We start from the raw sequence: 12954 nt of genomic DNA, 5'->3' as shown, positions 1-12954 counted from the left end.
GCTTTTGTCGTTACTTTGAGCTACCAAACTGTAATGGACTATTTCCTGCCGCCGTACAAGAATGGTACCGACTAAAAAAATCCTATTAGGGAGAGAGTAGTGGGCGTCTGTCAGAAAAAAATAGCGGTGCGTGATCTGGAGGTAGGCATGTTTGTGTCTGACCTGGATCGCCCGTGGCATCAGACGCCTTTTCCTATTCAAGGGTTCCGCATTCGCTCCCAGGACGATATTCGGGCTCTTGTTTCCCACTGCAGTTGGGTGTCTGTTGATGTTGCAGAAGCTCGGGATTCCGTTGAGCTTTCCAGAGTTGTTCGGCCGGCGTTTGGAGCCAAAGGTGGGCAACGAGGCGGCGGGCGCGAAGAGCTTCACCTCCCTCCGCTGAGTATACGTGAACCTGTAAAGTACCAGGCCGCTACGACGTTGAAGCGGGAAATGAAGGTATCAAAGCACCTGCTTGAAGATGCGGGCGTTGCACTTGAGCAGCTATATGCAGCTGTGACTTCACAAGAAGCCAGGGATCTGCGGCCGGTGGCTGCGGTTATCAATAAAATGGTGCGCAGCGTGATTCGTCAGCCGGATGCGTTGCTATGGCTAAGTCGCATTCGGCAGCACGACAACCACGTATACCGGCACGCGCTGAACACATCGGTTTGGGCTCTTGTTTGCGGGCGCCAGCTGGGGCTGAACGAAGGCTTGCTGAACCACCTTGGCTTGGGTTGCTTGTTATCTCAGGTTGGCAAAACACAACTGCCTGAAGACTTGCTTACCCGTGAAGGGCAGCTAGGCCCTGAAGAGTATGCTCTGTACCGCACCTATGTTGATAAAGGCATGGCGATGCTTGAGTTCAGCGGGCTTTCACGGGCAGTGTTAAGTATTGTGCAAGGCCATCGTGAGCGCCACAACGGTTCGGGCTTTCCTGAAGGTATTCGCGGTGACAGAATTCCGCTGTTGGCGAAAATTGCCGGGCTGGCAGAGTTCTTTGAGTCACTTATTGGGCCGAGAGAAAGTTCGGCGGAGCCTATGACGCCAGCAAAAGCGGTCACTCTGCTCTACGATATGCGCAACATTGAGTTTCAGGACGATTTGGTTGAAGGCTTTATTCGGGCGATTGGTATATATCCCACGGGTAGTCTTGTGGAATTAACCGATGGCCAGCGAGGCATTGTGATCTCTCATTCTCCCGAGCGCCGGCTGTGGCCCCGGGTAATGCTTATGACAGACCGTTATCAATCTCCGCTGAAAGCGGCGAAGGTTGTGGATCTGGCGAAATATAACGAAAGCCGTGCAGCAGCAGAAATCCTGGCCATTAAGGAATGCCTGGTCCACGGAACTGAGGGTTTAGATCCGGCCGGTTACGATGTAACCGGTGCAGAATCTCGCTGGAGTCTTGGCCGGCTGGTTAGTTGGTAATAACAACTCGCAGGGTTTTTCGCACCCACCGATACGTGTTTTCTGGTAAAAAACTGATCACAATCTCGGATTCACCGTCTACTGGCCCACCTACGTAATACTCTACTTCTGCCATTTGCGCACTGTAAGAATGTAAAACCACATCCTGTGGTCGGGTGGTGAGGGCATCCATATCTGCAATCTCAACACCGTCGCCGATGCGCTGTATTTTCACCCGCTTGTTGCTTGTGTCGCTCACCGAGTGTTTGGCTGTGTGATTGTCCAGATAAAAGCGGTTTCCGATGGTGATTGTGATCTTCGTTAATTCACGCTTCAGGTAGTCCCTGGCGTTTTCGGCATCAAATTCTTCCATAGAGCGGGCGGCTTCGATGATGCGCTGTTTTTTTGCTCTTAAATCCTGTTTGTACTCAACGTCTGGGTCCCAGTCGTCCTCGTTTTCCGGGCGTTCCGGTGCTGAGTCTATGTCGGCTTCGGTTGGGGGCTCTTCGCACAGTTCGTTGCCGGCTGGGTAGAAGCAAATTTCAGCAAGTAACTGGTTGGCGGGTGAGGGGGTGGAGCCGGTTGCGTCAAATTCGGTCTGGCTAACGCCGAAGTCGATTGGCCCGGTGAGTTTCGGCAGCGCTGCATTCAATTGTTTTATAACACGATCCCGAATCTCGATTCCTTCGCCTTCCCGCACGCTCTCAGTCCAGTTCAGGGCAATAAGAAAGCGGGTGAGGTTAGTCACGGGCACACGGTTAATAAGCTGCTGCTCGGTAATTGTGTGTGTGCTCAAGCCCTCCGCATCAACAGATGGGATCTGTAGCAATGCGCGGATGTCCGGAAAGAATTCCAGCGGTGTGACCCATTCCTGTGCCGGTACGCCTTCTGCGATAGGCAGATCGCCTACCCAAAGGCTGAGGGTTTCACCTGGGTAGTACTGGAATTGGCCTTCGGTGTTGGTTTTGCCGGACTGGCTGGCGGTTTGGTAGGTTAACCCGCTAACTCCCAAAGCATTAACTTTACCGGTGCTCGTGTCATTGTCGGAGCCACCACTGTCGCTACTCAAACACCCGGTGAGAAGCGGGCTTATAATAAAGGCGGCAAGAAGCGAACGGGACAGAGTAAATGATGGGCGAGTGAGGTGAACGGCAGCCATGGTTCGTCTTTCATTCCCTGAGTTTGGGCCGCGCCAGCGAAACGGGTGTGGGCGGCCGATTGTAAATTGTTGTAACCGCATTATAGGCAGCCAGCTGGGGCTATATCGGGATACCTGTCGCAGTTTGCGGATTTTGCGGGGCTTGTAGAGATTGCGCCTGCCTTGAAAAAACCTGACATGCCTCAATAAAAGAGTGTCTCTTGAATATCGCTTTTTTTCGAACCGGAACCTGTTATGACCAATGCTCTGGAAATTGAGGGGCTCACCAAAACCTACGCCAGCGGATTTGAAGCGCTGAAGGGAATTGACCTTCACGTAGCACAAGGCGACTTCTTTGCACTGCTGGGGCCAAACGGTGCTGGAAAATCCACCACGCTGGGCATTGTGTGTTCACTGGTGACAAAATCCGCAGGCAAGGTAAAGGTGTTTGGCTACGATATTGATACCCACCTTTCCGATGCCAAGCTCCATTTAGGTGTTGTGCCTCAGGAGTTCAATTTCAATCAGTTTGAAAAGGTGTTTGATATTGTCACCATTCAGGCTGGGTATTACGGAATTCCTCTCAAAAAAGCAGCCATTTCTGCTGAAAAATATCTGAAAAAACTGGGGCTCTGGGATAAGCGCAACACCCCAGCGCGAATGCTGTCTGGTGGCATGAAACGCAGGCTGATGATTGCCCGTGCTCTGGTGCATGAGCCTAAGCTGCTTATTCTTGATGAGCCTACGGCGGGTGTGGATATCGAGCTGCGGCGCTCCATGTGGTCGTTTCTTGAGGAAATGAATCGGCAGGGCACCACCATCATACTGACAACACACTACCTGGAAGAGGCGGAAGCCTGTGCCGGAACATCGCCATTATTGATCACGGCCGTATTATCCGGAACACCAGCAAACGGGAACTGTTGCAGCAGCTCAGCCTTGAGACGTTTTTGCTGGATGCCGAGATGGCTCTGGATAAAGCGCCGGAACTTGAGGGCTTCTCATGTCGGCTAGACGACGAAGGCGTGCTAGAGGTGGATGTACATAAAGGACAGGCGCTTAACGACGTGTTCATACAGCTGGAGCGCAAAGGGATAAAAGTAGTCAGCATGCGAACCAAGGCAAACAGGCTGGAGGAATTGTTTATCCGTATGGTTGAGCACAATGCACCCACGGCAGAAGGGATAACGGAGGGCAGAACATGAATGCTCACGCTCTGTTCACCGCGTACGGCACCATTGTGCAGCGAGAGATTCGTCGGTTTACCCGCATCTGGCCGCAGACTCTGCTTCCGCCGGCGGTCACCATGACCCTGTATTTTATTATTTTTGGCAACCTGATCGGTTCCAGAATCGGTGAAATGGGCGGTTTCGACTATATGTCGTTCATCGTGCCCGGGCTGATTATGATGGCGGTTATTACCAGCTCGTATGCCAACGTGGTGTCGTCGTTTTTCTCCATGAAATTTCAGCGCAGCGTTGAAGAGTTACTGGTTTCGCCGGTGCCAAACTGGGTGATACTGGCAGGCTATGTGACTGGGGGCATGGCGCGTGGTTTGGGGATAGGCGTTATTGTAACTCTGTTGTCGCTGGCCTTTACCCGTCTGCAGATTCATAACCTGCCCATGGTTGTCATAACCGTATTTCTAACCTCCGCCTTGTTTGCGGTGGGTGGGTTTATTAATGCGCTGCTGGCTACCAAGTTTGACGATGTTTCCATTGTGCCTACGTTTATTCTCACGCCTCTCACGTACCTGGGTGGGGTGTTCTACAGCATCGACCTGCTGCCGAATTTTTGGCAAGGCGTTTCTATGGTGAACCCCATTCTGTATATGGTGAACGGCTTCCGGTTTGGCATACTCGGGGTTTCAGATGTAAGCCCGTTTGTGTCCCTTGGTATGATTCTGGTGTTCATTGCTGTGCTTTCCTTCATTGCGCTGAAGTTGCTGGCGCGCGGGAAGGGCATACGCCACTAATTTAAGACAGGCTTATTTTTAGGTAATTCTATGGCACTTGATAACGCGCCGCTTGGCAAAGCCAGCGACTACCCGGATCGCTACGATCCCGCCCTGCTTTTTCCGGTTGCGCGAGAGGAAAATCGGCGCCGCATCGGTCTTGAAGACGGCCGTTGGCCGTGGTTTGGAGGGGATCTTTGGCAGGCCTGGGAAATTTCCTGGTTGCGCCTGGTGGCATTCCGGAGGTGGCTTGGGCAGAAATCCGGTTTCCGGCGGCCTCGCCGTCGCTTATCGAATCCAAGTCGTTCAAGCTTTATCTGAACTCCCTGAACCAGACGGTGTTCTCATCTGCAGGCCAGGTTGCTGAAATCGTAACCGGGGACTTATCCAGTGCCTGTGGTGCCGCGGTGAATGTGCGGTTCTTGAGCGTGGATGATTCTGGCACAGCTACTGGGCGCCCATCTGGTTACGAGTTGGTTGATAACGAGGTGGTTGACGATGTGGTGTATGACTACGCCCCTGAGTCGCTATCTGCGCCAGGGGCTGTGGTTACCGAGAAGCTTTGTTCTCACCTTTTGAAGAGCAATTGCCCGGTGACCGGCCAGCCGGACTGGGGAACAGTACTGGTAAGTTATACCGGGCCCGCAATAGATCGGGCCGGGTTATTGCGGTACATCGTGAGCTTTCGGCAAAAGCAGGATTTTCACGAGCATTGTGTGGAGACGTTATTCACGGATCTGTTAAACCACTGCAAGCCTCAAAGCCTGACTGTGTGTGCCCGTTACACGCGCCGCGGTGGCCTTGATATCAATCCTTGGCGCAGCACAGAGCCAGAGGAGCAGGCCGGGCCAAGGTTGATTCGGCAGTAAAATCAGTCCCGAGCGCTGTCTTCTTCGTGGCGCAGGCGCTCTGTGGCATCTTCCAGAGCGCTGAGAATGGTCTTACGCTCCCTTTCGGTAATTTTGTCGGAATCCAGATACATGGCAAAGCCGCTGTGCTCGTGCTCCATAAAGCTGCGGTTTGGCCCCATATCTCTGCGGAAATCCACGACTTCATAAATAGGCACGGGTTTGCCGAAACCTTTCACCGTAATCTCGCCCTTATCACGGCACATAATCCGGTCTTTGATCAGTGAGAAGGTCTCGTAGGAGACAAGAATCTCGCCCGGCTCCGCGAGGGATTCCAGCCTGCTGGCAAGGTTAACCTCCTTGCCAATAATGGTGTAATCCATGCGGTTCTCGGCGCCAAAGTTACCCACAGTTGTGTAACCGGTGCTGATGCCCATGCGAATCTCTAGCGGGGTTTTTATGCCCTGGCTGCGCCACTTTTGCCGCATGATTTTCATATGCTTGCGCATGTCGATTGCCATGGACACGCAAGCGAAGGCGTCTTCTCTCTGGCCGCGGCTTGTAGGGTCGCCAAAGAACACCATGATGGAATCGCCCACAAACTTGTCGATGGTGCCGCCGTACCTGAGAGCTACTTCAGACATTCCGTTAAAGTAGTGGTTTAACAACTCTGTAAGCGCTTCTGGCTCCATTTCTTCGGAGAGTTCGGTAAAGCCTTTTATATCGGAGAAGAAAATGGCGAGTTTTTTGCGCTGAGTTTCAAGGCGTACATCTCGTTCACCGGTAAAGATAGATTGCCATACCTGCGGTGAAAGGTATTTTGAAAGCTTGTGGGAGAGCGCGATGGATTGCTCACGCTGGTTTTGTATCTGGGTTTTTGCCAGCATAAGGGCGCGGGCTTGCTGGTGGGAATAAAATGCTGTCACACAGATATAAAGACCCGTGGATAATATAGACAGCATGCTGGTGAGCAGGGGTGACTGGAACGACTCTGCCTGGCCAGAGAGGGCCAAGAAAACCACAATAGAGGCGGCCATAAAGCCAGAGCCGATCAGCCATTGCCGAATGCCACCAACGATCAGGGCGCTGAACATCAACATCAGGGCGACCGAGGCAGAGGGGATGGCAACCAAACCGATACAGCCGATGAAGCCACCGCCAATCACACAGTCCGCAATAAGCATCTTCTGGCGGATGCGGGGGGAGTTTCTCAGAAACGTGCGCCGGGTGAGCAAGTGTGCAATGTGGGGCCAAATCAAGGCGCCGGCAATCAGCCAAAGGTTCCACTGGGGAAACACACCTTGCAGTTCGCCCACAATAATAATGGCGGTTGTCGCTGTATAGGCCAGTAGGCGCCCGTTGTAATCGGGCATTGGGGGTATGACCACCGGGCTGTTCAAAGCCTCGGATGCCAGTGATTTTTCTACGCTGTTGCTGGCATTGCGCAGATCTGCCGGAGCACTCATCATGTACGCGGGTCACTCATGGCGCTGGAACCGTATGGTTTTAATTGTGTTATGCAGAGTAGGGTTTGCACTACTACTAAAGGTTAACAGCATTACGTATAACCCACAATTCACGGGACTTACTTAAGCGTTAACGGAACAGAATTCAGCTACCGGAAAATTATAGATATGAGTTCAGTCACTGACTTCTTGCTCAACCGGGCATCTGAGCCACGGCTGGAAGCGCCAGCTCCGGATGCCGTAACACTCGAGCGCGCATTTTCTTGCGCCTCCCGGGCACCGGATCATGCCTTGTTGCGACCCTGGCGTTACCTTGTTATCGAAGGTGAAGACCTGAAAGCTTTGGGGGATCTGTTCGCCGCAGCCTATTCCGATAACATCGATGGCCCCAAGCTTGAAAAGATGCATAAGAAAGCCATGCGCGCACCCATGGTCATCGTTGGGATTGCCTCTGTGCAAAAGCATCACAAGGTACCGGAAGTTGAGCAGTTGCTCTCTGCGGGCGCGAGCATGAGTTTTCTTGGGTTGGCTCTGCAGGATGCCGGGTACGGCGTTATGTGGCGCACTGGCGACATGGCGTACAACCCGGTGGTTCTTGAAGGGCTTGGTCTTGAAAAAGGCGAGTCCATTACCGGCTTTCTCTACACGGGCACCGTTTCCTCTACCAAACCAGACGTGCCGAGGCCAGAGTTAGCTGAGTTTGTCGCTCGTTGGCCAAAGTAGGTAAACCCGCGTTTTCCCTGCCCACTGGGTGGGGGAAACAGCTTGCCGCTTTCATTTTCGTTTGCCGCTTCTTTTCCGCTTTTCTTTTCTTGCACCTCTCGTAACCAGCTGTAAGCACCCGAATTCAGTTGCATCACAAAAGCTGGCATTAGCATTGCTTTAGTTCTGGCATAGAGCAAACCCGGCAACGTATTCATGGCCGGCGACAGGATTCGGAGGTTGTATGGCGATTACGTTTGATAAGGCTCTTGGCATTCACGAGCACGCACTGGAAGCCAGAGTAAAGCGCGCTGAAGTTCTGGCAAACAACATGGCTAACGCTGATACGCCGGGCTTTAAGGCCCGAGATCTCGATTTCCAGGCCATGATGCAAAAGGCCCAGGACAATATGAGCGGCTTTGGCATGGAGAAAACCCACGCCGGCCATATGGATACGTCTGCAGGTGCCGGAGATTCGGATTTAATGTACCGGGTGCCAAACCAGCCTTCCGTTGATGGTAATACGGTTGATGCACAGGCAGAGCAGACCCGGTTCATGCGCAACGCGATGGATTACCAGGCAAGTTTCCAGTTTTTAAATAGCAAATTTACCGGCCTGACCAAAGCCTTGAAAGGCGAGTAAGCCGCCGTTCCACGATTAGCGAAGGAGAGACATCATGTCACTTGGCAGCATCTTTGACATCGCCGGTTCCGGCATGACAGCGCAATCGCTGCGGCTGAACACCACCGCCTCAAACATTGCAAACGCAGAAACCGCAAGCTCAAGTACGGAGACCACTTACCGCGCACGCAAGCCGGTTTTCTCGGCAATCCAGCAATCCATGATGAACCCGGGTCAGCAGGGCTTTGGTGTTCAGGCGGGAGAGGATGCAAGTGCGGGTGTTCGTGTGGAGGGTATTGTTGAAAGCAATGCCGAGCTACAGATGCGTTACGAGCCGCATCACCCGGCAGCGAATGAAGACGGTTATGTATTTTATCCCAATGTAAACGTGGTGGAAGAGATGGCCGACATGATGTCTTCCTCAAGAAGTTTTCAGATGAACGTGGACATTATGAACACGGCCAAATCCATGATGCAGCGCATCCTGACACTTGGTCAGCAGTAACGGGGCGAGGATCGAATCATGAGTGCAGTTAACGCAACGCAGGCCGGTGACGTACTGGGTAATTACAGATCCCAGCCGCAAACTGCTGCAGGTGGCAATGGCGAGCTTGGCAAGAACGAGTTCATGGAATTGATGCTGGCGCAGCTCAAAAACCAGAACCCACTGGAGCCCCAGGATAACGGCGAGTTTATTTCGCAGCTTGCTCAGTTCAGCTCGCTGGAAGAGATGCAGAAGCTCTCTGGCACCGTGGATGATGTGGTTGGGCAGTTCCGCTCCACTCAGGCGCTTCAGGCATCGGCGATGGTAGGTAAGACAGTATTGGCACCTTCCGAAGTGGGGATTTTAGGCGCTGAGGGTGAAATCTCGGGCAACATTCAGGTGCCGGCGTCTACTGGAGACGTGCGTGTGTCTATCCAAAATTCCAGCGGTGAGCTGGTGCGCCAGATTGAACTTGGCAGTAGCTCGGCGGGTGTTAAAGCGTTCAGCTGGGATGGCAAGGACGGTGACGGCAACAGCTTGCCGCCTGGGCCGTACAAGATTGTAGCTGAAGGGTCTTATCCGCAGGGCAGTGTGCAGCTTCCAACCCTTGTTAGTGCCAATGTAGACAGTGTTTCGTTGGGCCAGGGTGGCTCCGTGACCCTTAACTTGGCAGGCATGGGTTCTATTGCGCTGTCAGATGTTAAACAAATCAATTAATACCGGTGTCAGACTGGGGGTGAATTATGGCTTTTAATACAGGGCTCAGTGGCCTTAGGGCGGCAGCGGTAGATCTGGACGTAACCGGCAACAATATTGCCAACGCCAGCACGGTTGGTTTTAAGAGTAGCCGCGTGCAGTTCGGCGATCTTTACGCCAATGGTTTTCTCAGCGGCGGCTCTAACCCTGTTGGTGATGGTGTAAACGTACAGGGCATAAAGCAATCATTTGGCCAGGGCAATATTAGCTTTACAGACAATGGATTGGATATGGCCATTGAGGGCGATGGCTTCTTTGTTCTGAATAATGGCGGTGAAACCCGTTACTCCCGAGCTGGGCAGTTCACCATTGATAAAGATGGTTTTGTGGTGAATAACCAGTCTATGCGGGTTCAGGGTTTCACCGCTGATGGGGATGGTAATCTCTCGGGTATTCGTGGTGACCTCGAAATTGCGACGGATAACTTGGCGCCACGTCGCACCACCAACTTGCGTTCTGATTTAAACCTGGATTCCCGCGAGTCGGTGCTTGAGTCCCGGGTGCGTGATGTGGGGCCGCTGGCATTTGGCGATGTGAACGGCGAGCAGTTCGAGATGACCTATACCGACGGCACACCCGCTTATTCGGTGGATTTGAGTGGTTTGACCACTGCCCGCCAAATTGCAGACAAGCTAACCACGGCACCAGGGTTGAGTGCCTCAGCGACCACAACTGCAAATTTGGGTCTTAGCGACGCCGATGTTGCAGCGGCAGGCTTCTCATTCGAACTGAGAGTCAACGGTGCACCGCTTCAGCTAGACACCAGCAATGTGAGCAGCCTTGAAGAACTCAAGGCCGCGATCAATGATTCAAGCGATACCGCGATCTCCGCCGCCATTGTGGACGATGGAACCGGTAACAATGTGCTGCGTGTTAGTCATAACCAAGGTGAGAACCTTGATATTACTTACAATGATGGCTCGGGTGGCGCGAGTAACACGGTATCGGAGACCGGCGATATTAACGTAACTGGCGATCGTACGATTGCAGGTGTCACTGCAACCGGTGGCTCTGGCAATAACTTTGTAACTGAGTATGGCCAGTCGCCCATACGTATAACCAACGAGTTCAACCCGCAGGATCAGCGTACTTATAACCACGCCACCTCAACGTCAATTTTCGATAGCTTGGGTAATTCCCACGAACTCACGCAGTTTTTCGTGAAGGAGCCTTCACCGGGCAATGGCGTGGGGGTGAGTGAATGGTCTGTTTATCTGCAGATTGATGGTGAAATGGTTGCGGGTACTGATGCTACGCCTTATACCGCGAGATTTGACCAAGACGGTACCCTGCAATCTATTAATGGTGATGCCAGCGGTGAAATTGTAATCACCGACTGGGTTCCTAAAGACAAGAACGGTCAGCCTAACGGTTCCGACGGCCCTCCTGCGGCAGGTGCAACGGTGGTTACTCCGATTCCGGATCCCCCAACCACATCAGCCTTTGTGTTGAGCTTGGGAGAAACCACCCAGTATGGCGCAACGTTTGGTGTTGATGATCAGCGCCAGAATGGCTACACAACTGGCCGGCTTTCCGGTCTTGATGTGTCTTCCGAGGGGATCCTGTTTGCCCGCTATACCAATGGTCAGTCTAAGTCCCTTGGGCAGGTTGCCTTGGCTTCTTTCAGCAACACTGATGGGCTGTCAGCTGTAGGAGATACCAGCTGGGTTGAAACCTTCGAATCTGGACAACCGGTTATTGGCAAACCCGACACAGGAACACTCGGTGGTATTAAGGCCAGCTCGGTAGAAGAATCCAATGTGGATCTTTCTGGTGAGCTGGTGAACTTGATCATTGCTCAGCGCAACTATCAGGCAAACGCCAAAACGATTGAAACCTCCGATGCGGTCACTCAGACCATCATCAACCTCCGCTAAAAGGCTTTGATGTAAGCTTGGCACGACTCCTGCAGGAATGTCTGAAAGAGCACTGGAAACAGTCAAAATTCCGGCAGGAGTTGTCCCATGGACAAAGCACTTTATATCGGTATGTCTGGCGCCAAGCAGAATATGCTGTCCCAACGCGCCCATGCCAATAACCTGGCCAACGTAAACACCACAGGCTTCAAGAAAGACTTTGCCCAGGCCCGGAGCATGCCCGTGTATGGCGAGCACCATCCTACCCGTGCATACGCCATGGCAGAGCGGCCCGGCACCGATTTGTCGGCCGGAGCCTGATGCAAACCGGCCGGAAGATGGACATCTCCTTACAGGGTGACGGCTGGCTGGCCATTCAGAACAACCTTGGCGAAGAGGTGTTTACCCGCTCTGGCAGTTTGCAGATTGATGTGAACGGCATGGTGCGCCTGGCCAGTGGTGAGATGGTATTGGGTAACGGTGGCCCGGTTGCGCTTCCCCCTTTTGACAATGTGCAGGTTGGTGCCGATGGCACTGTATCCATCATTCCTGTGGGCGGTCCGCCAGATCAGCTGGTTGAGGTCGATAGGCTAAAGCTGGTTAACCCCCCCCGGGAAGCTCTTGAAAAAGGCCTGGATGGATTTATTCACCGCAAGCCAGGCGAGGCCGTGGATGGCGGCGAGCCTGCAGATGCTGCGTTGCGTGTGGTTTCCGGTTTTCTTGAAAGCTCTAACGTAAATGCGGTGGAAGAAATGATTTCCAACCTTCAGTTGTCCCGTCAGTACGAGATGCAAGTGAAGGTAATGCGTACCGCAAACGAGAATTCCGAGGCAGCGGCACGACTGTTGCAGAACCTCTGATAACTGTTGAAAACAAAGTCGGATAACCCTGAAGCGGCAAATGTTAGCCGCTCGCCAGGCACCGGCAAGGAGTAATGATTATGCTTCCAGCTCTTTGGGTTAGTAAAACCGGGCTAAGCGCCCAAGACACCAACATGTCGACCATCTCCAACAACCTGGCCAACGTGAACACCACGGGGTTCAAGCGTGACAGGGCCGTATTCCAGGATTTGTTGTACCAGATAAATCGGCAGCCAGGTGGCATGAACACGCAAAACTCCGAACTGCCTTCCGGGTTGCAGTTGGGTACCGGTGTACGCGTGGTGGGTACGGCAAAACAGTTTTCCCAAGGCAATCTTCAGGTAACGGAGCAGCCTCTGGATTTGGCCGTTAACGGCCGTGGCTTTCTACAGATCCAAATGCCTGATGGCCAGACTGCCTACACCCGCGATGGGCAGTTTCAGCTCAACGCCGATGGCGATGTGGTGACCCCGGATGGTTACCTGCTTCAGCCCAACATCAATGTGCCAGATAACGCGACAACCATCACCATAGGCAAAGATGGCACCGTATCCGCTATTACGGATGATCAGGCGGCGCCGGTTAACCTGGGCCAGATTACGCTGGTTGGTTTCATTAACCCGCAGGGCCTGCAGGCTATTGGTAACAACCTGTTTAAAGAAACAAACGCCAGTGGCGACCCCGCTGAGGCGAGCCCGGGCTTGCCGGGTTGGGTGCATTGGAGCAGGGCATGGTTGAGTCATCCAACGTACAGGTGGTTGAGGAGCTGGTGAATATGATCACCACTCAGCGTGCTTACGAGATGAACTCAAAAGTTGTTTCCACAGCCGATCAAATGCTCCAGTTCATTACGCAAAATATTGGCTAATAAGCTGAAGC

The 12954-nt window shown here is 53.0% G+C and carries 9 protein-coding genes and 4 pseudogenes; 11 read left to right on the top strand and 2 right to left on the bottom strand.

Going from position 1 to position 12954, the window contains the following annotated elements:
- Positions 1-99: 99 nt before the first annotated feature.
- Positions 100-1410: an HD-GYP domain-containing protein gene (locus tag BCA33_RS02490; protein ID WP_071263208.1), complete on the top strand. Its 1311-nt coding sequence runs from the start codon at positions 100-102 to the stop codon at positions 1408-1410.
- On the opposite strand, the gene BCA33_RS02485 is transcribed toward BCA33_RS02490, so the two are convergent.
- Positions 1400-2548 carry an organic solvent ABC transporter permease gene (locus tag BCA33_RS02485; protein WP_071263207.1) on the bottom strand — a complete coding sequence of 383 codons (1149 nt, stop codon included), beginning with the start codon at positions 2546-2548 and terminating at the stop codon, positions 1400-1402. The genes BCA33_RS02490 and BCA33_RS02485 overlap by 11 nt on opposite strands.
- A 234-nt stretch (positions 2549-2782) precedes the next feature.
- Here BCA33_RS02485 and BCA33_RS02480 point away from each other — a divergent pair.
- From BCA33_RS02480 to queF, 3 genes and pseudogenes are all read left to right on the top strand, one after another.
- A pseudogene (locus tag BCA33_RS02480) lies at positions 2783-3732 on the top strand (ABC transporter ATP-binding protein).
- Positions 3729-4502, top strand: a complete 774-nt coding sequence (locus BCA33_RS02475; protein ID WP_071263206.1) for an ABC transporter permease — start codon at positions 3729-3731, stop codon at positions 4500-4502. The pseudogene BCA33_RS02480 and the gene BCA33_RS02475 overlap by 4 nt, the downstream one beginning before the upstream one ends.
- Positions 4503-4532: 30 nt before the next feature.
- A pseudogene (gene queF, locus BCA33_RS02470) lies at positions 4533-5350 on the top strand (NADPH-dependent 7-cyano-7-deazaguanine reductase QueF).
- A 2-nt stretch (positions 5351-5352) separates the two neighbouring features.
- Here the strand turns inward: queF and BCA33_RS02465 are convergent.
- On the bottom strand, positions 5353-6798 hold the full coding sequence (locus BCA33_RS02465; RefSeq protein ID WP_071263205.1) for an adenylate/guanylate cyclase domain-containing protein: 1446 nt from the start codon (positions 6796-6798) through the stop codon (positions 5353-5355).
- Between the two features lie 165 nt (positions 6799-6963).
- On the opposite strand from BCA33_RS02465, the gene BCA33_RS02460 reads away from it, so the two are divergent.
- The 7 genes and pseudogenes from BCA33_RS02460 (at position 6964) to flgG (ending at position 12943) form a co-directional block, all read left to right on the top strand.
- Positions 6964-7518, top strand: a complete 555-nt coding sequence (locus BCA33_RS02460; protein ID WP_071263204.1) for a nitroreductase — start codon at positions 6964-6966, stop codon at positions 7516-7518.
- Positions 7519-7741: 223 nt separating this feature from the next.
- Positions 7742-8140 (top strand): flagellar basal body rod protein FlgB, encoded by a 399-nt coding sequence (gene flgB / locus BCA33_RS02455; protein ID WP_071263203.1) that lies wholly within the window; start codon positions 7742-7744, stop codon positions 8138-8140.
- 34 nt (positions 8141-8174) lie between these two features.
- A complete protein-coding gene (gene flgC / locus BCA33_RS02450) occupies positions 8175-8624 on the top strand; it encodes a flagellar basal body rod protein FlgC (RefSeq protein WP_071263202.1) in 450 nt (149 codons plus the stop codon).
- An 18-nt stretch (positions 8625-8642) separates the two neighbouring features.
- Positions 8643-9320 (top strand): flagellar hook assembly protein FlgD, encoded by a 678-nt coding sequence (locus tag BCA33_RS02445; RefSeq protein WP_071263201.1) that lies wholly within the window; start codon positions 8643-8645, stop codon positions 9318-9320.
- 26 nt (positions 9321-9346) lie between these two features.
- Positions 9347-11236, top strand: a complete 1890-nt coding sequence (locus BCA33_RS02440; protein ID WP_071263200.1) for a flagellar hook protein FlgE — start codon at positions 9347-9349, stop codon at positions 11234-11236.
- Between the two features lie 87 nt (positions 11237-11323).
- Positions 11324-12075 (top strand): annotated as a pseudogene (locus BCA33_RS02435) (flagellar basal body rod protein FlgF).
- An 80-nt stretch (positions 12076-12155) separates the two neighbouring features.
- Positions 12156-12943 (top strand): annotated as a pseudogene (gene flgG / locus BCA33_RS02430) (flagellar basal-body rod protein FlgG).
- Positions 12944-12954 lie beyond the last annotated feature (11 nt).

The sequence above is a fragment of the Marinobacter sp. AC-23 genome, assembly GCF_001858325.1.
Lineage (GTDB): Bacteria > Pseudomonadota > Gammaproteobacteria > Pseudomonadales > Oleiphilaceae > Marinobacter.
Note: the sequence above shows the minus strand (reverse complement) of the source record. Positions and strands in the feature narration are given on the sequence as shown.